This is a genomic window from Bradyrhizobium sp. LTSP857, assembly GCF_000938285.1.
Taxonomy (GTDB): domain Bacteria; phylum Pseudomonadota; class Alphaproteobacteria; order Rhizobiales; family Xanthobacteraceae; genus Bradyrhizobium.
On the sequence record NZ_JYMS01000050.1, the window covers coordinates 187338 to 208671 of the forward strand.

At 63.0% G+C, this 21334-nt stretch carries 18 protein-coding genes; 12 read left to right on the top strand and 6 right to left on the bottom strand.

Translation table 11 applies throughout. The features are described 5' to 3' along the window. Positions 1-207: 207 nt before the first annotated feature. Positions 208-1482: an acyl-CoA dehydrogenase family protein gene (locus UP06_RS38940; protein WP_045009021.1), complete on the top strand. Its 1275-nt coding sequence runs from the start codon at positions 208-210 to the stop codon at positions 1480-1482. Positions 1483-1495: 13 nt separating this feature from the next. Next, positions 1496-2065: a hypothetical protein gene (locus tag UP06_RS38945; RefSeq protein ID WP_156163503.1), complete on the top strand. Its 570-nt coding sequence runs from the start codon at positions 1496-1498 to the stop codon at positions 2063-2065. Between the two features lie 111 nt (positions 2066-2176). On the opposite strand, the gene UP06_RS38950 is transcribed toward UP06_RS38945, so the two are convergent. Together UP06_RS38950 and UP06_RS38955 are read right to left on the bottom strand one after the other, a co-directional pair. Then, positions 2177-3754: a fatty acid--CoA ligase gene (locus UP06_RS38950; protein WP_045009023.1), complete on the bottom strand. Its 1578-nt coding sequence runs from the start codon at positions 3752-3754 to the stop codon at positions 2177-2179. 245 nt (positions 3755-3999) lie between these two features. Continuing rightward, positions 4000-4872, bottom strand: a complete 873-nt coding sequence (locus tag UP06_RS38955; protein WP_045009024.1) for an SDR family oxidoreductase — start codon at positions 4870-4872, stop codon at positions 4000-4002. Positions 4873-4977: 105 nt separating this feature from the next. On the opposite strand from UP06_RS38955, the gene UP06_RS38960 reads away from it, so the two are divergent. The 7 genes from UP06_RS38960 (at position 4978) to ppc (ending at position 14447) form a co-directional block, all read left to right on the top strand. Next, a complete protein-coding gene (locus UP06_RS38960) occupies positions 4978-5787 on the top strand; it encodes a crotonase/enoyl-CoA hydratase family protein (RefSeq protein WP_045009025.1) in 810 nt (269 codons plus the stop codon). A gap of 106 nt (positions 5788-5893) precedes the next feature. Continuing rightward, entirely contained in the window at positions 5894-7438 is a 1545-nt protein-coding gene (locus UP06_RS38965) for an acyl-CoA synthetase (protein ID WP_045009026.1), read from the top strand. Positions 7439-7543: 105 nt separating this feature from the next. Beyond that, entirely contained in the window at positions 7544-7924 is a 381-nt protein-coding gene (locus UP06_RS38970; protein ID WP_045009027.1) for a nuclear transport factor 2 family protein, read from the top strand. Between the two features lie 137 nt (positions 7925-8061). Beyond that, positions 8062-8466, top strand: coding sequence for a YccF domain-containing protein (locus tag UP06_RS38975; protein ID WP_045009028.1), 405 nt, complete (start codon positions 8062-8064; stop codon positions 8464-8466). 321 nt (positions 8467-8787) lie between these two features. Beyond that, positions 8788-9597 (top strand): tetratricopeptide repeat protein, encoded by an 810-nt coding sequence (locus UP06_RS38980; protein WP_045009029.1) that lies wholly within the window; start codon positions 8788-8790, stop codon positions 9595-9597. Positions 9598-9876: 279 nt separating this feature from the next. After that, positions 9877-10668 carry a dienelactone hydrolase family protein gene (locus tag UP06_RS38985; RefSeq protein ID WP_245305658.1) on the top strand — a complete coding sequence of 264 codons (792 nt, stop codon included), beginning with the start codon at positions 9877-9879 and terminating at the stop codon, positions 10666-10668. Between the two features lie 980 nt (positions 10669-11648). Continuing rightward, a complete protein-coding gene (ppc, locus tag UP06_RS38990; RefSeq protein WP_045009031.1) occupies positions 11649-14447 on the top strand; it encodes a phosphoenolpyruvate carboxylase in 2799 nt (932 codons plus the stop codon). A gap of 48 nt (positions 14448-14495) precedes the next feature. Here ppc and UP06_RS38995 read toward each other — a convergent pair whose 3' ends face one another. From UP06_RS38995 to UP06_RS39010, 4 genes are all read right to left on the bottom strand, one after another. After that, positions 14496-15614: an SMP-30/gluconolactonase/LRE family protein gene (locus UP06_RS38995; protein WP_045009032.1), complete on the bottom strand. Its 1119-nt coding sequence runs from the start codon at positions 15612-15614 to the stop codon at positions 14496-14498. A 129-nt stretch (positions 15615-15743) separates the two neighbouring features. Next, complete coding sequence (locus UP06_RS39000; RefSeq protein WP_045009033.1) at positions 15744-16658, bottom strand: SDR family oxidoreductase; 915 nt, start codon at positions 16656-16658, stop codon at positions 15744-15746. A 5-nt stretch (positions 16659-16663) separates the two neighbouring features. Further along, entirely contained in the window at positions 16664-17803 is a 1140-nt protein-coding gene (locus UP06_RS39005) for a thiolase C-terminal domain-containing protein (protein WP_045009034.1), read from the bottom strand. 3 nt (positions 17804-17806) lie between these two features. Next, on the bottom strand, positions 17807-18220 hold the full coding sequence (locus tag UP06_RS39010) for a Zn-ribbon domain-containing OB-fold protein (protein WP_045009035.1): 414 nt from the start codon (positions 18218-18220) through the stop codon (positions 17807-17809). Positions 18221-18397: 177 nt separating this feature from the next. Between UP06_RS39010 and UP06_RS39015 the strand changes: the two genes are divergently transcribed. The 3 genes from UP06_RS39015 to UP06_RS39025 all read left to right on the top strand — a co-directional run bounded on the left by UP06_RS39015 (position 18398) and on the right by UP06_RS39025 (position 21330). Then, positions 18398-19747, top strand: coding sequence for an amidase (locus UP06_RS39015; RefSeq protein WP_045009036.1), 1350 nt, complete (start codon positions 18398-18400; stop codon positions 19745-19747). Continuing rightward, the gene (locus UP06_RS39020; protein WP_045009037.1) at positions 19740-20426 is read left to right on the top strand and encodes a DUF2848 domain-containing protein; all 687 of its coding nucleotides are present in this window, start codon (positions 19740-19742) and stop codon (positions 20424-20426) included. Before UP06_RS39015 ends, UP06_RS39020 begins: the two co-directional genes overlap by 8 nt. A 157-nt stretch (positions 20427-20583) precedes the next feature. Beyond that, positions 20584-21330, top strand: coding sequence for a 2OG-Fe(II) oxygenase (locus UP06_RS39025; protein WP_045009038.1), 747 nt, complete (start codon positions 20584-20586; stop codon positions 21328-21330). Positions 21331-21334 lie beyond the last annotated feature (4 nt).

The following is a 21334-nucleotide window of genomic DNA, read 5'->3' on the forward strand; positions in this document are numbered from 1 at the left end:
GTCGCTCCCGGCTTTTCTCGTGAAGGAATGTTGCGGCCATATTAACGCGCGGGCGCGCTTGAACACCATCGAATTGCGCGGGCGCGCCTTGCGTGCGTCACACGCCTCGGCTTGCTTGACTTGCGCGGGCTCTTCTCACCTTAATCGTCTCAAGCAAAAAGGCGCTTAGCGCCTTAACGCAAAACAAAAATCATCCGGGAGAGAGCCGTGGATTTCTCATTGCCTGCCGATCTCGTCGCTTATCTCGGAGAGCTCGATCGTTTCATCGACCGCGAGATCAAGCCGCTGGAAGCGGCCGACGACAACATCCGCTTCTTCGATCATCGCCGCGAATGGGCGCGTACCGATTTCGAGAACGGCGGCTTGCCGCGCCACGAATGGGAGGCGCTGCTGCGCAAGGCAAAGGATCTCGCGGACGCTGCCGGTCATCTGCGCTTTGCGGTGCCGAAGCAATATGGCGGCAAGGACGGCTCCAACCTCTGGATGGCCGTGATCCGCGAGCACTTTGCCGCAAAGGGTCTCGGCCTGCACAATGATCTCCAGAACGAGCACTCCATCGTCGGCAATTTCCCTGTGGCCACCATGCTTGACCGCTATGGCCGCGACGACCAGAAGGCGATGATCGACGGCTCGATCAAGGGCAAGTACCGCATCACCTTCGGCCTGACCGAGCCAAATCACGGCTCCGATGCCACCCACATGGAAACACGTGCGGTGCCCGCGACCCGCGACAACGTCAAGGGCTGGATCATCAACGGCGAGAAGATGTGGACCACCGGCATGCACGTTGCCACCCACTGCGCGTTGTTTGCGCGGACGAGCGGCAATGACGGCGATGCCCGCGGTATCACCTGCCTTCTGGTGCCGGCCAAGAGCCATGGCGTGAAGGTCGAGGAGTACATGTGGACCTTCAACATGCCGACCGACCATCCCCGCGTCAGCTTCACCGACGTGTTCGTGCCTGAGGATGCGCAGTTCGGCGAAGTCGGCCGCGGCCTGTCCTTGGCGCAGTGCTTCGTGCACCAGAACCGCATCCGCCAGGCCGCAAGCTCGCTCGGTGCCGCCGTCTACTGCATCAATGAGAGCGTCAAATATGCCCGCGAGCGAAAGCCGTTCGGCAAGGCGCTTGCGGAAAACCAGGCGATCCAGTTCCCGCTGGTCGAACTCGCCACTCAGGCCGAGATGCTGCGGTTGTTGATCCGCAAGACCGCCTGGGAGATGGACAAGCTCAACGAGGAGCAGATAGAGCGCACGCTCTCCGACCGCGTCTCCATGTGCAACTACTGGGCAAACCGCCTCTGCTGCGAATCCGCCGACCGCGCCATGCAGGTCCACGGCGGCATGGGCTACTCACGCCACAAGCCGTTCGAGCACATCTACCGGCATCACCGCCGCTATCGGATCACCGAAGGCAGCGAGGAGATCCAGATCCGCAAGGTGGCGGGGTTCCTGTTCGGCTATATGGGGCCGGGGAAGCATTAATCGGAGACGACGCGTGAAACGACTTCTGCAGGCGATCCTCGCGGCAATTTTGTTGCTAGGCAGTCCGATGGCCGGCAGAGCGCAGGACAAGCCGTTTCTTGTAACTTCACCTACGCCTGAAGGATACGCATGGTGGTTGCGTACCGAATATCGTCCGTTTGGCCCGGATATCCGCGGCATTCCGGCGGCGAAGATTCGCAGTGGCTGGTGCAAGGTGAACGAATTGCGGCGAGACATGTTTCCGGCGGACGAAGCCGCTTATTTCGGCGACGATCAGTCCCCCTTTGCGGTCGACGGATTCTTCGACGGGTCGAAGACCAAGCACACGGCTCTGGTCGGCGTATACGAGACGTGCAAGGGCGAGCGAGGAGCATTCCTTCTGATCGCGGCTTGGCCGGAAGGCAAGCCGCCATTCATTCGGCACCTTGTCGAGCTGCGCGGCAAAACTCAGTTTGCTGTCGTATCGGCGTCCAGCGATGGAACGATCACGCTGCAGCACTGCCTGGAATGCGATCACGCCAGTCAATACAAATGGGACAGATCCAAGAAACGCTTCATGCTGCTACCCGATCGGGCCGAGTAGCGTTGAATCGTAGGGTGGGCAAAGCGAAGCGTGCCCACCACGCCTCTGGTTATCGTAGTGAGATGGTGGGCACGGCGCGCGTAAGAGCGCGCCTTTACTCACCCTATGCGGTCAATTCACCCGCCGATCCTTCCCCGCCCAATACGGCTCCCTTAACTGCCGCCGCAAAATCTTGCCGCTCGGATTGCGCGGCAGGGCCGGCAAGAACTCCACGCTCTTCGGCGTCTTGAAGCCTGCGATGCGCTCGCGGGTGAAGTTGATGATGTCAGTGGCGGTCGCCTGCTTGCCAGGCTTCATCACCACGACGGCTTTCACCGCTTCGCCCCATTTGTCGTCGGGCACGCCGATCACGGCCGCCTCCGCCACGTCAGGATGATCGCACAGCGCGCTCTCGACCTCGGCAGGGTAGATATTCTCGCCGCCGGAGATGATCATGTCCTTGATGCGGTCGTGGATGTAGAGATAGCCGTCCTCGTCCATGTAGCCGGCATCACCCGTGCGCAGCCAGCCGTCTCCACGCAGCGTCGCGGCCGTGGCTTCCGGCAAATTCCAGTAGCCCGCCATGTTCGAGCCCGAGCGTGTCGCGATCTCGCCGACCTGACGCGGCGGCAGCGGGGTGCCGTCCGCATCCAGGATCGCGATCTCGACGCCCGGTAGCGCCTTGCCGGCGGAGCGCATCCGCTCCAGGCCCTCTACGTGATCCTCCGGAGGCAGCGCGACGATGGTGCCCGTGGTCTCGGTCATGCCGTACATCTGCACGAAGCCGCATTTGAAGATGTCGATGCATTCCTTCAGCAGCGCTGCCGGGATCGGCGAGGCGCCGTAAAGTATGTATTTCAGCCGTGAGAAATCGACCATTTTCGCGCGGGGCTGCCGCACCACGAACTGCATCGCGGCTGGCACCATGAACAGCTTTGTGATGCCTGACTGCTCGAAGAAATCCAGCACCTTGGTCGGATCGAACTCGCGCGCGACCACGCCGCGGGCGCCATGATAGAGCCCCATCACGCCCCAGCCGGAACCACCGATATGGAAGATCGGCATCGCCACCAGCGACACGTCGTTGGGCGACCACCGGTTCCATTCCGGCTTGTCCGCGGCATTGCCGGTCTGCACGAGATTGAGGAAGTTCGCATGCGACAGCATCGCGCCCTTCGGCTTGCCGGTCGTGCCCGACGTGTAGAGCTGGATCGCAATGTCCTTCGTATCGATCCGCACCTTTGGATCGTTGCTGCTCTGCGCATCGCGCCAGGCCGCAAAATCCTGCCATTCCGGCGCACCGCCCTCGGTGGTGATCACGCTGCGCATGCTCGGCAGCTTATCCTTGATCTGCTGAACCTGGGCGATGAACTCCGGGCCCACGAACAGCACCGGCGCCTTGCAGTCCGCAACGATGAAAGCAACCTCGGGGCCGGCGAGCCGCCAGTTCACCGGCGCCATGACGACGCCGGCCTTCATCGCGCCCATCAGCAACTCGAAATAGATATCGCTGTTCTTGCCGAGATAGGCGATGCGCTCGCCGGGTCGCACGCCCATCGCGATCAGCGCATTCGCGACCTTGTTGGTGTTGACATCGAATTCGGCAAAGCTGGTGACACGACCCTCGAACTCATAGACGGTCGCGTTGCCGCGGCTGTTCGCCCGCTCGCGCACCATATCGGCGAGATTCGCCAATGGCTGTATGAACATGTTTCTCCCGTGGCATTTTGTTTTTGTGTCGCGGAGTGTGGCGTCATCTGCGGGTAAAGACAAGGTGGGGGAGGAACACTGTCGTCCCGGCGAAGGCCGGGACCCATAACCACTGAATGCAAATTTGCGAAGACAGGTCATGACCAATCTTCGCCAAATGAGATTCGATGCGTATGGGTCCCGGCCTTCGCCGGGACGACGACGGAGTGTGGAGCTACGTCCTTATGCCGCTAGATAAGAAGAGACTACCCCCGCGCAGCCCGGTCCTTCTCGTTCTGCGCCTTGATGCTGTCCCGTGCCTTGGTCCAGTCGTCGTCGCTCCAGTCGCGGAGCTGGTAGAAGTTGCCGCCCATGGCGAGCGCCTGTGCGCCGTCCATGGCGATGGTCTCGCCGGTGATCCAGTCGCAGCCGCCGGAAATCAAGAACACCGCGAGGTTCTGCAGTTCCTCCATGGTGCCGACGCGGCCCATCGGGTTCATCGCCTTGGTGCGGGCGCCGGCTTCATCACCGGGCTTGATGCGCTTGCTCATGCCCTCGGTCGGAATCTCACCCGGCGCGATGGTGTTGAGGCGGATGCCGTATCTGCCCCATTCGGTCGCAAGCGACATCGTCATCGCGTGGATCGCCGATTTGCTCATCGCCGACGGCACCACGTAGGGTGAGCCGTTGCGCACCCAGGTCACGGTGATCGAGACGACATTGCCGGGCTGCTTCAAAGCGATCCAGCGCTTGCCGACCGCGTGCGTGACGTAGAACGTGCCGTGCATGACGATGTTGGCGACCGCATCGAAGCCGCGCGGCGATAGCTCTTCGCTGCGCGAGATGAAATTGCCGGCGGCGTTGTTGATGAGGTCGGTCAGCGGTGCTTCGCGAAAAATGTTCTCGACCATCTCCTCGACTGCGAGAGCGTTGCGGATGTCGACGCCGTGGCTGGTGACACGGCCGCCATACTGATCCATCAGCTCGGTCGCGGTCTCGTCGCAGACGATCTTGCGACGGCCGCAGATGTGCACCTCGGCTCCGAGTTGAAGGAAGCGCGCGGCCATCGACTTGCCGAGGCCGGTGCCGCCGCCGGTGACGAGGATGTTTCGGCCGGCCAGAAGGTTTTCCTTGAACATGGCTGTTTCCTCCGCAGGCATTGTCAGTTAATTGGTCGATTGACTAAATCCGGCCGCCGTCTTCCTGTAAAGCGGCACTGAACAAGAACAGGGGAGAATTCATCCATGGAAGAGCGCGTCTCGATTTCGGTTTCGGAAGGCGTCGCCGATGTGCGCCTGGTGCGGGCGGACAAGATGAATGCGCTGGATCAGGCCATGTTCGACGCACTTGTCGCCGCAACCGACCGGCTTTCGAAGGACAAAAGCGTGCGCGTTGTTGTCCTTTCCGGCGAAGGCCGTGCCTTCTGCGCGGGTCTCGACATGGGGCGTTTTGCCGCCATGAAGGAGAAGGGTGGCAATGGAATTCCGGGTGGCGAAAATCGCGATCTGACCGCGCGCACGCATGGCCAGGCGAACTTTCCGCAAGCCGCGGTGTGGGGCTGGCGTCAGCTTCCGGTGCCGGTCATCGCGGCGATCCATGGCGTCGCCTTCGGCGGCGGCTTTCAGCTCGCGCTCGGCGCGGATATGCGCTTCCTCAGCTCAGATGCGCGGATGTCGGTGATGGAGATCAAATGGGGCTTGGTGCCGGATATGGCGGGCACGCCGATCCTGGCATCGCTGGTGCGTGACGACATTTTGCGCGATCTCACTTACACCGGGCGCATCTTCTCGGCGCAGGAGGCGATGGCATACGGCCTTGCCACGCGCATCTGCGACGATCCGCGCGTAGTCGCGCTCGAAGTCGCGCGCGAGATCGCCGCCAAGAGCCCTGATGCGATCCGCGCGGCAAAGCGTTTGCTGAACAATCTCTCGGTCGATCCGGGGCCGGCGCTGCTTGCCGAATCCGTCGAGCAGCAGAAGCTGATCGGCAGTGCGAACCAGACCGAAGCGGTGCGCGCCAATCTCGAAAAGCGCGCGCCGAAATTTGCGGACTAATTCTCGTCTCCGTCATGGCCCGGCAAAAGCGCGAAGCGCGTCTTAGCGCTTTTGCCCGGTGATGACGACTAACTGACACCGCTGCTAACAACAAAAAGAAAAACAAATGAGCGAAACGTCACCATTCCTCGGCATCGTCTCGGGCGAGCGTCGCCGTACCCACGCCGAGGTCGCCGACCGTGCCGACCGCATCGCCTCCGGTCTTGCCAAGATCGGCGTCAAGCAGGGCGATTGCGTCTGCATGCTGATGCGCAACGACATTGCCTTCCTGGAGGCCGCTTACGCCGCGATGCGGCTTGGGGCCTACGGCGTGCCGGTCAACTGGCACTTCAAGCCGGAGGAGATCAATTACATCCTTCGGGATACCGGCACGTCCGTGCTGATCGGGCATGCCGACATGCTGCATGCTTTGCGCGATGCAATTCCGAAAGGCGTCACCGTGCTCAGCGTGCCGACACCGCCGGAGATCCTGTCCAACTACAAGATCGATCCCGATCACCTGAAGACACCGGACTTTGCGATCGATTTCGAATCCTGGCTCGCGCAGTACCAGCCCTATGACGGTCCGGTCGTGCCGCAGCCCATGAACATGATCTACACGTCGGGAACGACCGGTCATCCCAAGGGCGTACGGCGCAATGCGCCGACGCCTGAGCAGGCCGCCGCCGGCGAACGCATGCGCGCGATGATCTATGGCCTCAAGCCCGGTGCTCGCGCAATCCTGCCGGGGCCGCTCTATCATTCCGCGCCGAACTCCTTCGGCATCCGCGCCGGCAAGCTCGGCGGCGCGCTGGTGCTGATGCCGCGCTTCGAGGCCCAAGAGTTTCTGGAACTGATCGAACGCTTTGAGATCGACACCATCTTCATGGTGCCGACCATGTTCATCCGCCTGATGAAGTTGCCGGACGCCGTGCGCAAGAGGTACGACGTCTCCTCGTTGCGCCACATCATCCATGCCGCCGCGCCCTGTCCGGCGGACGTCAAGCGCGCCATGATCGAGTGGTGGGGGCCGGTGATCTACGAATTCTACGGCTCGACCGAATCCAGCGCCGTCACCTTCGCGACCTCCGAGGATGCGCTGAGGAAGCCCGGCACGGTCGGCAAGATTTCACCCGGTGCGGAATTGCGCTTTCTCAGTGAGGACGGTCGCGTGCTGCCGGTTGGCGAGATCGGCGAAATCTATTCCCGCATGGCCGCGATGGCCGACTTCACCTACCACAACAAGCCGGAGAAGCGCGCCGAGATCGACCGCGACGGTTTCATTACCTCGGGTGACGTCGGTTATATCGACGAAGACGGCTACGTCTTCATCTGCGACCGCAAACGCGACATGGTGATCTCGGGCGGCGTCAACATCTATCCGGCCGAGATCGAGTCAGTGCTGCACGCGGTACCCGGCGTGCATGATTGTGCGGTGTTCGGCATCCCCGATGCCGAGTTCGGTGAGGCGCTAATGGCGGTGGTCGAGCCGCAAGCCGGCGTTACGCTCGATGCCGCCGGCATACGTGCGCGGTTGAAGGCCTCGCTTGCCGACTACAAGGTGCCCAAGCACATCGAGATCCGCACGGGCTTGCCGCGCGAAGACTCCGGAAAAATCTTCAAGCGCCGCCTGCGCGATCCCTATTGGGAGCAGGCGGGACGGAAGATCTGAACGCCTTGTAGCCCAGATGGAGCGAAGCGCAATCCGGGACGGTGCTTGTGGTTGAGACCCCGGATTTCGCTGCGCTCCATCCGGGCTACAGGCTAGGAGATCGATATGGATGATCGAACCAGGCTGACAGCGCTTCAGCGCCATTGGGACGCTTCGGACGCAAGCGATTTCGAGGTCGAGCATGAGATCTATCTCGAAGACGCCGTGCTGGATTATCCGCAATCGGGCGAGCGGATCCGTGGCCGGCGCAACATTCAGGAGAGCCGTACCGTACAGCCAAACAAGAAGCGCTTTACGGTCCGGCGCATGATCGGCGGCGGCGATCTCTGGGTCACCGAGTTCGTCCTGACCTATGACGGCGTACCCTCCTACGTGGTGAGCATCATGGAGTTCCGCGGAGAGCAGGTGGCTCACGAAACCCAATATTTTGGCGATCGGTTCGACCCCGCGCCCTCGCGTGCGCATCTGGTCGAGCGGGGCGATTAGATCGACAGCGCTCCGCGAGCAGCGAAATGGCCCGAGGGGCCCAATTCCCGCCATGGCCGGGAGCCGATATCGGAGCTGTCTTCGCAGAGATGGTTTTCGAGCCTATATAGGCGATGTCATTGACCGCGGATAACCCCATGGCCCCTGTTTCGATTCTGCTCAATCTACTCTGGATCCTCATCGGGGGTGCCTGGATGGCCTTCGGCTGGCTGGTCGCCGCGATCATCATGGCCATCACCATCATCGGCCTGCCCTGGGCGCGGGCGGCGTTCAACATCGCCGTCTACACGCTGATGCCGTTCGGTTCGCGGGCGGTCAATCGCTACGAGGTCACCGGTATGAGCGATATCGGCACCGGCCCGCTCGGGGTGATCGGCAACATCATCTGGTTCGTGCTCGCCGGCTGGTGGCTGGCGCTCGGCCACCTCGTGACCGCGCTGGTCCTGGCCGTCACCATCATCGGCATCCCCTTCGCCTGGGCCCATCTCAAGCTCGCGGGCATCGCGCTCTGGCCGATCGGCAAGGTGATCGTGCCGGCGTAGGGTGAACTCGTAAGATGGGGTGAGCGCCAGCGAAACCCATCATTCCGTCCGCCGATGACGAAGCAGGATGGGTTTCGCCAGGGCTCAACCCATCCTGCGCTTGCTGCCATGCCTCATCGTCACGTTGGCATCGTCCTGTCGATGCCCGGTTTTTGCCCGGGGCAGACTCGATCAATATTGAAGCGAATTCTTAAACGCCCGCGAACGGCCGGCTGCTAAAGGCAGAGCATGAGAGTCCCGTCGGCGTGGATCGCTGTACGTCTCGTCGGCGATTTCGAATGACGCGGTCGTGCCGCATGTTCCAGGCGAGGGCATAGCAAGATGATAAGCCGCTCTTCCCTGACGCTTGTCCTTACGGTGTCCGCCGTCCTTCTCGGCTTTGTCGCCGCCGCACCCCGATTTTCCGCAGCGAGCGAAGACGATCGCAGGACTTGCGCGGACCGGCAAGCAACCGCGCGCGACACAGTCGCGGCCTGCACGAGCGTGTTGAGCGACAAATCCGATCTGTCGGAGCATGCTAGCGCATACCACCAGCGCGGCGTAGGCTATCTCCAGCTCAGAGAGTTTGATCGCGCGATCGCCGACTTTGACGCGGTCACCAGGCTGGATCCGAACCACAGTTTTGCCTACGCAGGCCGGGCCTTGGCCTATTGCACGAAGGGCGAGCACGATCGCGGAATGGAGAATGCGAAGCAGGCGATCAGGCTGGATCCCAAATCCGCCAAGATGATTACATACCGTGCCATCTGCAACCAGGAGAGGGGCGCGTGGGGAGAGGCCCTTGTTGATTACACCGAGGCCATCAGGCTGAGCCCGAACGACTTTCAGCACTACAATTCCAGGGGCGGGGTCTATCGGGAGCTCGGCGATGAGCGCGCCGCCCTGGCGGATTTCGCAATGGCTATTCGGCTTAGCCCCGACAACGTGCAGTCTTATCGCAAACGCGCCAGCCTCTTCTTCGAGAAGAGCGAGCATGACGGCGCGCTTGCTGACTACGATATGGTGATCAAGCTGGATCCGACGGATAACACCGCCTGGGCGGCGCGATCCTATATCTACAAAGAGAGGGGAGACATCGCCCGCGCGATGGCCGATCTCGAACAGGCCAGAAAGCTGGGTTTTAAAAGCTAGGCGCGCAAGGCGTATCGCAATTGCCAATGCGGGTTAGCCCGTAGGATGGGTAGAGCGTCAGCGAAACCTATCAAACCGTCCGCGGGAAACGAAGCCTGATGGGTTTCGCAAGGGCTCAACCCATCCTTGTGCGTGCTGAACTTACGCTGTGGATGGACTGACATAGCCTGCTACATTAGCCCTGTTACGAAGAGGGGGCGAGGTAAAATGGGCACACGAGCCGGACCATGTCTTGGTTTAGCAGTATTGGTTACGTGCGTTTGCACGAACGCCGTCACGATGGCACAAGAGTTGGTCAGGTTCGACAGTGCTCCAGTCCGCCTTGGCCAGCTCCAGCAGCGCTTGGCGCGCGAGCGTGGCGAAGCCCCGAAGGCGGCGGATACGATCGAGGGCTACCTCGCGAAACCTGAGGGCGACGGCCCATTCGCAGCCATTGTGTCTCTCCATGGATGCGATGGACTTTCGAAAGATGACCGTAAGTCCATCGCTCAATCCGTGACCGGTTTGGGGTATGTGTCACTTGCAGTCGATAGCTTTGCGACCCGCGGCATCAAGGACGCCTGCACCAAACCGATGCCTGCCCTGATGCTTGCCCGCCAAGGTGATGCCTTAGGCGCTCTATCCTATCTTTCCAAACTTCCTTTTGTCGATCCTCAACGTATCGCTGTCCTTGGAGGATCGATGGGTGCAATGGTTGCGCTGCAATTAGCGTCGACCCACCACGTGGAAACATTCGACGCTCCTCGGGATCTGAAGTTCAAGGCCGCGGTGGCCTATTTTCCGGCGTGCGGCGTTGCTTCCGAGGAACTCATCGTTTCCACTTTAATCCTGATCGGCGAACTCGACGACTGGACGCCTGCGAAGGACTGCGAACTTTGGATGAAGAGGCGAGCCGACATGGGCGCACCTGTTAAGCTGGTCGTCTATCCCGGTGCCTATCACGCCTTTAGCGATCCGGCTTTCGCCGACGGCAGGGAAATATACGGGCACTGGCTCAAGTACGATGCGGAAGCGGCCAGGAAGGCAGTCGAGGAGACGCAGAGTTTCCTCTCTGCTCAATTCTCCCGTTGAGTGACAGCGAAGCGAATGCCCCATACGCGCTTGGAGCAGGTTCCGGTTGGGGCCCATCGCTGACCTACCGCAAGCTCGCGGCGCAGTCCGCTTCTGCCCCAAGGTAGACTCGCAGACCATAGGCCTCATTGCCCCTCACGGTGCCAGAACTGACCCGCGCGCAGGCGCCCTCCCGCCCACAATTCCTCGCGTTGCCCGACGGGCAAAACACGCCACATGCAGGTCAAGGGCGCGGCTCCCAAATATTCTGATTGACCGAATTTATCTCTTCGGTTAAACCGCATTCCATCCCGGCCCGCCAAAGGGGCGTTTCGCGATCGTCACGATACGCAGGCCGGGAGGCGATGGACGCGGCAGCGCCGGCGCGTGACGTGAGGGCAGGGCGGGTAATCCCCGTGAGCCATTGCGATCCGCGGATCGACACGGCGCGGTCACAGCGTCTCCTTTCGGCTTCGGGGGCGAGCACGCGCGAGCTTCCGGATGTCCGGGGCGAGACGTCCGCGGACGGCAAAAGCGTGTGGTCCTGACGCCCGGGGTCTGTGCGTCAAGGCTTGCGGTGGTGTGAGTTGCCCGACCGGGTGCGCGCATCGATCATCCGCAAGACGACGGGGGCAATAGTGCATCGCTCCCCGGGGAGAGCGCGCCATAAGCCGTAAAACCATTGCGCAGGGAAGGCCGGGATGTCTCGGCATCACCTGTGGTCACCCCGCGTGCGTTTCTCGCGTGCGGACCCTGGGTGCCCGCCGGTGCCCGGCCTTCCCTGCGCCCTTTCTTCTCGATGAGGGCGAAACGGACAGCAAAGCTCGGGCGCCTCCGCCGCGAGACCGAAGAGATGTGTGCCTGCTGGCCAGCAAGACGCATTCCCGCCCATGATCAGCGATGTTGCCGCGCCGCCCCCAAGTTCATCTTGCGCTGCGGCAAAAAACTTGCACACTCGGCTGAGCCGGGCAGTTACGCGAGCTCGAACCAGGGAGCGAGCCATGTCCCTTCAGACCGTACCATCCGACGCCGCAGATCATCGTCCCAACCGGCCTGAGGACGCCCAGGCGCTGGAGGCTGATGCGCGGCTGCGCGACGATATCCGCCTGCTCGGGCGCATCCTGGGCGACACGGTGCGCGATCAGGAGGGCGCCGATGTGTTCGACCTGGTCGAGCGTATCCGGCAGACCTCGATCCGGTTCCACCGCGATGAGGATCGGGTCGCCCGGCGTGAGCTCGAGCAGATCCTCGACGGCATGTCGACCTCCGAGACGGTGCGGATCGTCCGCGCCTTCAGCTATTTCTCTCACCTCGCCAACATCGCCGAGGACCAGAACAACATCCGCCAGATGCGCGCCCGGACCGCGGCCAAGACCGGCAGCTCCGGCGTGCTGGCGGAGACGCTGGCTCTCGCGAAGGGCGCCGGAATCAGCGCCGACCAGTTGAGGCGCTTTTTTAGGGATGCCCAGGTCAGCCCGGTGCTGACGGCGCACCCGACCGAGGTCCGCCGCAAGAGCACCATGGACCGCGAGATGGAGGTCGCAGCGCTGCTTGATCGCCGTGAACGCGTCGCGCTGACGGAGGACGAAGCCGCCGCCAGCGACGAGCAGCTGCGCCGCGAGGTGCTGACGCTCTGGCAGACCAATCTGTTGCGCCGGACCAAGCTCACCGTGCTCGATGAGGTCGCCAACGGCCTGTCGTTCTACGACTACACGTTCCTGCGCGAGGTGCCGCGGCTGGTCAACGCGCTGGAGGACCGGCTGGAGGAGGGCGGCGAGCAGGCCGCCGGCGAGCTCGCCTCGTTCCTGCGCATGGGCAGCTGGATCGGCGGCGACCGCGACGGCAATCCCTTCGTCACCGCCGACGTCATGCGCGGCACGCTGCGGCTCCAGTCGAGCCGGGTGATGCAGTTCTATCTCAACGAGCTGCACGTGCTCGGCTCGGAGCTGTCGATCGCGGCGCATCTCGCCGACGTCTCCGAGGAGCTGCGCAAGCTGGCGGAGCGTTCGCCGGACACCTCGCCGCACCGGAGCGGCGAGCCCTATCGCCTCGCGGTGTCGGGCATCTATGCGCGCCTGTCGGCGACGGCCGAGAAGCTGCAGGTCGAGATCACCCGTCGTCCCGTCGGCAAGGGTGCGCCTTATGAGAGCGTCAAGGAGCTGCAGGCCGATCTCGACGTGCTGCACCGTTCGCTGATCTCCAACAATGCCCGCGTCATCGCCCGCGGCCGACTGCGGCTGTTGCGGCGCGCGGTGGATTGCTTCGGCTTCCATCTGGCGAGGCTCGACATCCGCCAGAACTCGGCCGTGCACGAGCGTACCATCGCCGAGCTGATGGATGCTGCCAATCCCGGCACCTCCTATCTCGCGCTCGGCGAGGACGCCCGCATTTCGTTGCTGACCAACGAATTGCGCAGCGCGCGCTCGCTGGTCTCGCAGTTCGTGAAGTACAGCGACGAGACCATGGGCGAGCTCAACGTCTTCCATGCCGCCGCGGAGGCCCATGCGAAGTTCGGCTCGGATGCGATCCACCAATGCATCATCTCGATGTGCAAGGGCATGTCCGACATGCTCGAGGTCGCAGTGCTGTTGAAGGAGGTGGGACTGGTCCATCCCTCCGGGCGCAGCGCCATCAATATCGTGCCGCTGTTCGAGACCATCGAGGATTTGCAGGCGTCTAGCGGCATCATGGATCGCATGTTGTCGCTGCACGATTACCGCCGCCTCGTCGACAGCCGCGGCAGCGTGCAGGAGGTCATGCTCGGCTATTCCGACTCGAACAAGGATGGCGGCTTCGTCACCTCGGGCTGGGAGCTCTACAAGGCCGAGATCGGCCTCGTCGACGTGTTCGAGCGTCATGGCGTGCGCTTGCGGCTGTTCCACGGCCGCGGCGGCTCGGTCGGCCGCGGCGGCGGGCCGAGCTACGACGCCATCATTGCGCAGCCCGGCGGTGCGGTGAACGGCCAGATCCGCATCACCGAGCAGGGCGAGATCATCTCGTCGAAATATTCCAACGCCGAGGTCGGCCGCAACAATCTGGAGATCCTTGCCGCCGCAACGCTGGAGGCGAGCCTCTTGCATCCGCGCCAGAGCGCACCGCGCCGCGAATATCTGACTGCGATGGATGAGCTGTCGAACCTCGCCTTCAAGGCCTATCGCGGCCTCGTCTACGAGACCGACGGCTTCGTCGATTATTTCTGGGAATCCACCGTCATCAACGAGATCGCGACGCTCAACATCGGCAGCCGCCCGGCCTCGCGCAAGAAGACTCGCGCGATCGAGGATCTGCGCGCGATTCCCTGGGTGTTCTCCTGGGCGCAATGCCGCCTGATGCTGCCGGGCTGGTACGGCTTTGGCAGCGCGGTCGAGCAATGGATCGCGGAGCATCCCGACAAGGGCATGCCGTTCCTGAAGGAGCTCTACAAGGAATGGCCGTTCTTCCGCATGCTGCTGTCGAACATGGACATGGTGCTCGCTAAAAGCTCGATCGCGATCGCCTCGCGCTATGCCGAACTCGTGCCCGACGAAGCCCTGCGCGAAAAAATCTTCGGCCGCATCCGCCGCGAATGGCATTCCTGCATTGAGACGCTGCTGGACATCATGGGCCAGGACCGGCTGTTGCAAGGCAACCCGTTGCTGGAGCGTTCCGTGCGCCACCGCTTCCCCTATCTCGATCCGCTCAACCACGTGCAGGTCGAGCTCTTGAAGGAGCACCGCGCGCAGAACCCGGATGAGCAGGTGCTGCGCGGGATTCAGCTCACTATCAACGGCATCTCGGCGGGGTTGCGGAATACGGGTTGAGGGGCGAGTGGCGAATAGATTCTATTCGCCACTCACCATTCGTGGCACTCAACAGAAATGCGCGCCCTGCGTCTCTACATAGACCGAATAGAGCGACTGGCTCGCGGTCATGAACAGGCGGTTGCGCTTCTTGCCGCCGAAGCAGAGATTGGCGCAGGTCTCGGGCAGCAGGATCTGGCCGATGCGTGCGCCGTCGGTCGATGCGAACACCTGCACGCCGTCATAGCCCGGGCCAACCCAGCCGGCGCCGACCCAGATGTTGCCTTCGGTATCGACACGCATCCCGTCTGGGAAGCCCGACTTGCCGTCGAGTTTCATGTCGATCAGCCGCTTCGGGTTCGATAGTTTCGAGCCGTCGAGGTCGTAGGACCACACCACGTTTTCCGCCTGCGGATAGTGCGTGATGCCGGTGTCGCAGACATAGACCTTCTTGTAGTCGTGAGAGAAGGCGATGCCGTTCGGCTTGAACGGCTCGTCGGCGACCTTCGTCAGCTGGCCGGTCTGTGCATCCAGGCGATAGACCGCTTCCTTCTGATAGGGCTGGAGCGAGCCGGTGTTGGCGAGCTTGCCCTCATAGATGCTGATCGCGCCATAGCCGGGATCGGTGAACCAGATCGACTTGTCGTTGGGGTGCACCACCATGTCGTTCGGGCCGTTGAGCGGCTTGCCGTTGGCCTGCTCGGCCAGCGCCGTCACCGAACCGTCGTGCTCGTAGCGGACGAGGCGGGTGCGTTCGGCCGTGATCTGGCGTCCCTCGGTGTCGAACGAGTTGCCGTTGCCCTCGTTCGACGGCTTGTGGAACTGTTCGGAGATGTGGCCGTCATCGTCGAGGTAGCGCAGCTGCCGATTGGCGGGGATGTCGCTCCAGACGAGATATTGTCCTTGCGCATTCCACGCCGGTCCTTCTGCCCAGAGGCAGCCGGTATAGAGCCGCTTGATCGAGGTGTTGCCGACCTTGGCCTTGAAGCGCTTGGGGTCGATGGCGATGATGTCGGGGTCGGGATAGCGCTGCGGCTCGGCGTTGGCGCCGAAGTCGCGCGCGTCGGCCTGCGAGACGAGGACGGTGGACGCGGCGAGCGCCGCCGCGCCTCTCAAAATATCGCGGCGGCCGAGGCCGCCGGGTTGCGTTGCAGAAGTGTCGTTGGAGTTGGTCAGTATTCTTGTCATGGTTTCCTCCCAAGATTGTGTTGGGAGGACACCATTGGCCTGCAATCGGGCATAAAGCAGGGCGATCTCTGGACAAGACAACCAGAGATCGCAGGGCAGGGATGCCGGAAATGCGGCTAGACGGGATCCTTACACGGGATCCCAAGGGAAGATGTCGGCGGAACGATCGAGCTTGTAGAACGAGCCCTTCAGCGCCGGCATGCCGTGTTCAGCGATCGACTGCGGTGTCCAGCCTTCGCTCCGGTGCACCGAGCGCAGCGGGCGATTTTGGCTGAACAGGAACAGCTCGTTCATGCGCGCGCCGAAGATTTGCCCCGAGACGTCCTTGGCGGCATCGGAGAGCAGATAGGCGCAGATCGGCGCGATCTTTTCCGGTCCCATCTGCTTGATCTTCTCGACGCGCGCCTTTTCGGCTTCGGTCTCGGTCGGGATGGTGCCGATCATGCGGGTCCAAGCGAACGGCGAGACGCAGTTGGAACGGACGTTGAAGCGGCCCATGTCGAGCGCGATCGATTTCGACAGGCCGACGATGCCGAGCTTGGCGGCGGCGTAGTTAGCCTGGCCAAAGTTGCCGATCAGGCCCGAGGTCGAGGTGAAGTGCACGAACGAGCCGGACTCCTGCTCGCGGAAAATCCGCGCCGCGGCGTGCGAGACGTAGAACGAGCCCATCAAATGAACCTTGATGACGGCCTCGAAGGCTTCCACGCTCATCTTGTGGAAGATCATGTCGCGCAAGATGCCGGCATTGTTGACGACGCCGTCGAGCCGGCCGAAATGATCGGTCGCGGTCTTCACGATCTTGCTCGCGGGGATAGCTTCCGCAACCGACTCGAAATTGGGGACGGCCGTGCCGCCGCGCTTCTTGATCTCCTCGACGACCTCCTCAGCTGGCGAAGCGCTCGAGCCCGCACCGTCAGCGGCCCCACCGGGATCGTTGACCACGACCTTGGCGCCTTCCGCCGCGCACAGCAGCGCGATCTCCCGCCCGATGCCGCGGCCTGCGCCGGTGACGATGACGACCTTGTCTTGCAGTGATTTTGTCATGTCGCTTACCTCTCGTTCGTAAACACGATCGTGCCACTTGCGGCGAACATGCCGCCGACGCCGTGGCACACCGAAATCTTTGCATTGGCGACCTGCGCCGGCGCGATGCCGCGCATCTGGCGCACGCTCTCCTGGAGCGCGTACATGCCGTACATTCCGGAATGCATGTAGGAGAGGCCACCGCCATTGGTGTTGAGCGGCAGCTTTCCGCCCGGGCGCGTATTACCGTCCGCGATGAACTTTCCGGTTTCCTCATGCGGCATGAAGCCGAGATCGCCGAGGCCGAACAGCGGCAGATGCGCAAAGGCATCGTAGATCATGAGATGGTCGACATCCCTGTGCGCGATGCCGGCCTCCTTGAAGGCGAGCGGCCCCGCGGTCTTGAAAGCGCGCGAGGAATTAAAAGTCTCCATCTGGCTGACCATCGGCGTTTCCACGCTCTCGCCGGTGCCCTTGATGTAGACCGGCTTGCGCGGAAAATCCTTGGCGCGGTCGGCCGAGGTCAGGATCAGCGCTCCGCCGCCGTCGGTGACGAGGCAGCATTGCAGCAGCCGGAACGGATAGGCGATCATGCGCGAGTTGAGGACGTCGGCGACCGTGATCGGCTCCTTCATCATCGCGCGCGGATTTTTGGCGGCCCATTCGCGCTGCACGACAGCAACCGAGGCAAGCTGCTCATGGGTGATGCCGTAGGTCTTCATGAAGCGCAGCACGGGAATCGGGAACATGCTGGGCGGCCCGTAGACGCCGAACGGTGCCTCGAACTGACCTTGCAGGCTGTCGGCGGGGATCGAGCGCGGTGCCTTGCCGATCATCGACTTGCCGCTCTCGGCATGCGTGATCAGCACGGTCTTGCACAGGCCAGCCTCGATCGCCGCCGCCGCGTGGCGGACATGCAGCATGAACGAGCAGCCGCCGACCGAGGTGCCATCGACCCAGGTGGGCTTGATGCCGAGATAGTGGCAAACCTGCTGCGGCGTCTCGACCGCGGTGGCGAAGCCGTCGATGTCGGAGAGTTTTAGCCCGGCATCGGCAATGGCGTTAAGCGCGGCATCCGCGTGAAGCTGGAGCTGCGACACGTTGGGGATGACACCGAGCTCGGTGGTCTCGGCAGCGCCGACGACGGCAACCTGGTTGCTGCGCATGGTTTACCCCTTCGCCGGACGGAACACGGGCAGGGTGATCTTGTCGTCGAGCTCTTGGAAGGCGACCTCGAGCTTCATGTCGAGCTCGAGCGCTTCCGGCGTCTGCGGGCAGTCAATGATGTTGCTCATCATCCGCGGTCCCTCGGCAAGCTCGACCACCGCGATCGCGTAAGGCGGCGTGAAGCCGGGCGCGGCGGGACGGTGGTTGATCACATAGCTGTAGAGGAAACCCTTGCCGCTGGCCTTGAAGGCAGAGACTTTTCGCGAGGCGCAGGACGGGCAGAACGGGCGCGGCGGGAAGTAGACATGCGCGCAGGCATCGCAGCGTTGCAGGCGCAACTCGCCGGCTTTGGTGCCGTCCCAGAAATGCAGGGTCTCCGGCGTCGGTTTCGGTCGCGCGCGCTGCGGTTCGGCCATGTCGGCTGGTCCTCCCAGAGAACAGGCTTCGCGCCTGCCCGTTTCGTTTCTGATGCGACAATCGACCATGGCGCGTCAACGGTCCAGCAATGTGCATGCATGCCATCATGCGCACAATGCTTGTGTCGAGCTGAGGCAGCGCTATAGATTGCGCGCGCAATATTCCGTGAGACAGACATGCCCGATTTTCCGACACTGGCGAAGCTCGCCGAAGACCTCGAAAGTGGCCGCACCACCTCCCGCAAGCTGGTCGAGGCGTGCATCGCCAGGATCGCCGATCCCGCCGGCGAGGGCCAGCGCACCTTCATCCATGTCGACAAGGATGCCGCACTCGCGGCTGCCGATGCGATGGACGGCTTGCGCAAGGTGAAGGCCGCGCCTTCGCGCTATGCCGGTATCCCGATCTCGATCAAGGATCTCTTTGACATCAAGGGCCAGGTCACGCGCGCCGGCTCCCGTGCGCTCGACGATTCCCCGCCGGCCGAGCAGGACGCTCCCACGGTCGCGCGGCTGCGCAAGGCCGGCTTTGTCGTGATCGGGCGGACCAACATGACCGAGTTCGCCTATTCCGGTATCGGCATCAATCCGCATTACGGCACGCCGAAGGGCGCCTGGAACCGGGCCCAGGGCCATGTGCCCGGCGGCTCCTCCTCGGGTGCCGCGGTGTCCGTGCTTGACGGCATGGCGCATGGCGCGCTCGGCACCGATACCGGCGGCTCCTGCCGGATTCCGGCTGCCTTCAACGGGATCGTTGGCTACAAGCCGACGCAGCGGCGCGTGCCGCTCGATGGCGCGGTGCCGCTGTCGTTCTCGCTCGACAGCATCGGCCCTCTGGCGCGATCGGTCAGTTGTTGTGCCATACTCGACGCCGTACTAGCGAACGAGCCGATCGTCGCGCTGAAGCCGCGCCCGGTGAAGGGCATGCGGCTGGCGGTGCCGACCACGATCGCGCTCGACGACATCGACGCCGAAGTCGCCGTGACGTTCGAGCGGGCGCTGAGGACGCTGTCCGATCACGGCGCCATCATCGAGCGTATCGAAATGGCGGAGTTCCACGACATCGGGCCGATGAACGCGAAGGGTGGCTTTGCCGCCTCCGAGAGTTTTGCGTGGCATCGCTATCTCATCACGTCCAAGGGCGATGTCTATGATCCCCGCGTTTCCGTGCGGATCATGCGCGGCGAGGCGCAGAGCGCGGCCGACTATATCGATCTCCTCAACGAGCGCCGTTCGCTGATCGCGCGCGTCAATGCGCGCATTGCGCCCTATGACGCGCTGGTGCTGCCGACCACTGCCAATACGCCGCCGAAGATCGCCGATCTCGCCGACGACAAGGCGTTCACCATCCAGAATCTGCGCGCGCTGCGCAATTGCACCCTGATCAACATGATCGACGGTTGCGCCATTTCGCTGCCTGCGCATCGCGAGGGCGAAATTCCCGTCGGCCTGATGCTGGCGGGTAGCGGCGGATCCGACCGTCGTATTTTCGAACTTGCTGCCGGCATGGAGGCCGTAATTCGTGTTTGACCTGACTTTCACCGTCGACGCCGAGGATACCACCACGCCGCTGACCTTGGCGATCGACCAGATGGTCATCGCCGGCTGGACCGGCCGCGACCCCGTCGCACGCGACAAGCACATCGCCGAGTTGCAAGAGATGGGCATCGCCCCGCCGGCCTCGACCCCGATCTACTACCGCGCCTCGGCGCGGCGATTGACACAGGAAGACAGCATCGAATGCTGCGGCGGCGACTCGTCTGGCGAGGTCGAGTTCGTGCTGATCGGCTGGCAGGGCCGCATCTTCGTCGGCTGCGGCTCCGACCATACCGACCGCAAGGTCGAGGCCTACAACGTCACGGTGTCCAAGCAGATGTGCGACAAGCCGATCGCGTCTACCCTGTGGGAGCTCGAGGACGTCATCGGCCATTGGGACAAGATGATCCTGCGCTCCTATGCCTGGATCAAGGGCGAGCGCGTGCTCTACCAGGAAGGCACGCTGGACGCGATGCTGCCGGTCGACGACCTGATCGCGCGCGGCTTCCCCGACAAGAAGCTGCCCGACGGCTGCGCCATGTTCGGCGGCACGTTTGCGGCCAAGGGCGGCATCCGCCCCGCCGACCGCTTCGAGTTCGAGCTGGAGGACCCGGTGTTGAAGCGCACGATCAAGCATGGGTATGACGTGGTGACGCTGCCGGTGCGAGGCTAGGTCCCTCCTACCGTCATTGCGAGCGAAGCGAAGCAATCCAGAATCTTTCCGCGGCGGCAGTCTGGATTGCTTCGTCGCAAGGGCTCCTCGCAATGACGGGGGAGATAGTCGGGAATCGGGTGGCGGAGCGCGGGCCGGTCTTGCGAAGGTCGTAGCCATGACAGCAACAGCACGCAAAGCACCCCAAAAGCCGTCCGTCGACCTTGCCGCTCATGTCGATACCCTCGACTGGCCTCAAATCACCAGCGAACTCGACACCCAGGGCTGCGCCGTCCTGAAGGGTCTGCTCACCCCCGACCAATGCCGCGCCATCTCCGCGCTCTATCCGGACGACGCCAACTTCCGCAGCCGCATCGTCATGGGCCGCCACGGTTTTGGCCGTGGCGAGTACAAATATTTCTCCTACCCGCTGCCTGACCTGATCGCGCAGCTGCGCCCGGCGCTCTACGCGCACCTTCAGGGCGTCGCCAATCGCTGGAACGAAGCGATGGGGATCGACATCCGCTATCCCGCCGCGCATGCGGCGTTCCTGAAGCGTTGCCACGAGGCGGGGCAGGCGCGACCGACGCCCTTGCTGCTGCAATATGAGGCCGGCGACTACAATTGCCTGCACCAGGACCTCTATGGCGAGCACGTCTTCCCGCTCCAGGTCGCGATCCTGCTATCGGAGCCCGGCCGCGATTTCACCGGCGGCGAATTTGTGCTGACCGAGCAACGCCCGCGCATACAGTCCCGCGCCGAAGTGGTGCCGCTGGCGCAGGGCGATGCGGTGGCCTTTGCCGTGCATCACCGCCCGGTGCAGGGGACTCGCGGCCCTTACCGGGTTAATCTGCGCCATGGCGTGAGCCGGATTCGTTCGGGACAACGCCACACGGTGGGTGTGATCTTTCATGACGCCAAGTGAGCGG

Bases quoted from the DNA above. Each gene is read 5' to 3' on its own strand.
- UP06_RS38970 (WP_045009027.1), top strand. From the start codon at position 7,544: ATGGATGATCGAACCAGGCTGACAGCGCTTCAGCGCCATTGGGACGCT.
- UP06_RS38965 (WP_045009026.1), top strand. From the start codon at position 5,894: ATGAGCGAAACGTCACCATTCCTCGGCATCGTCTCGGGCGAGCGTCGC.
- UP06_RS38955 (WP_045009024.1), bottom strand. From the start codon at position 4,872: ATGTTCAAGGAAAACCTTCTGGCCGGCCGAAACATCCTCGTCACCGGC.
- UP06_RS38950 (WP_045009023.1), bottom strand. From the start codon at position 3,754: ATGTTCATACAGCCATTGGCGAATCTCGCCGATATGGTGCGCGAGCGG.
- UP06_RS39000 (WP_045009033.1), bottom strand. From the start codon at position 16,658: ATGACAAAATCACTGCAAGACAAGGTCGTCATCGTCACCGGCGCAGGC.
- UP06_RS39005 (WP_045009034.1), bottom strand. From the start codon at position 17,803: ATGCGCAGCAACCAGGTTGCCGTCGTCGGCGCTGCCGAGACCACCGAG.
- UP06_RS39010 (WP_045009035.1), bottom strand. From the start codon at position 18,220: ATGGCCGAACCGCAGCGCGCGCGACCGAAACCGACGCCGGAGACCCTG.
- UP06_RS38960 (WP_045009025.1), top strand. From the start codon at position 4,978: ATGGAAGAGCGCGTCTCGATTTCGGTTTCGGAAGGCGTCGCCGATGTG.
- UP06_RS39015 (WP_045009036.1), top strand. From the start codon at position 18,398: ATGCCCGATTTTCCGACACTGGCGAAGCTCGCCGAAGACCTCGAAAGT.
- UP06_RS39025 (WP_045009038.1), top strand. From the start codon at position 20,584: ATGACAGCAACAGCACGCAAAGCACCCCAAAAGCCGTCCGTCGACCTT.
- UP06_RS38985 (WP_245305658.1), top strand. From the start codon at position 9,877: ATGGCACAAGAGTTGGTCAGGTTCGACAGTGCTCCAGTCCGCCTTGGC.
- UP06_RS38975 (WP_045009028.1), top strand. From the start codon at position 8,062: ATGGCCCCTGTTTCGATTCTGCTCAATCTACTCTGGATCCTCATCGGG.
- ppc (WP_045009031.1), top strand. From the start codon at position 11,649: ATGTCCCTTCAGACCGTACCATCCGACGCCGCAGATCATCGTCCCAAC.
- UP06_RS38980 (WP_045009029.1), top strand. From the start codon at position 8,788: ATGATAAGCCGCTCTTCCCTGACGCTTGTCCTTACGGTGTCCGCCGTC.
- UP06_RS38995 (WP_045009032.1), bottom strand. From the start codon at position 15,614: ATGACAAGAATACTGACCAACTCCAACGACACTTCTGCAACGCAACCC.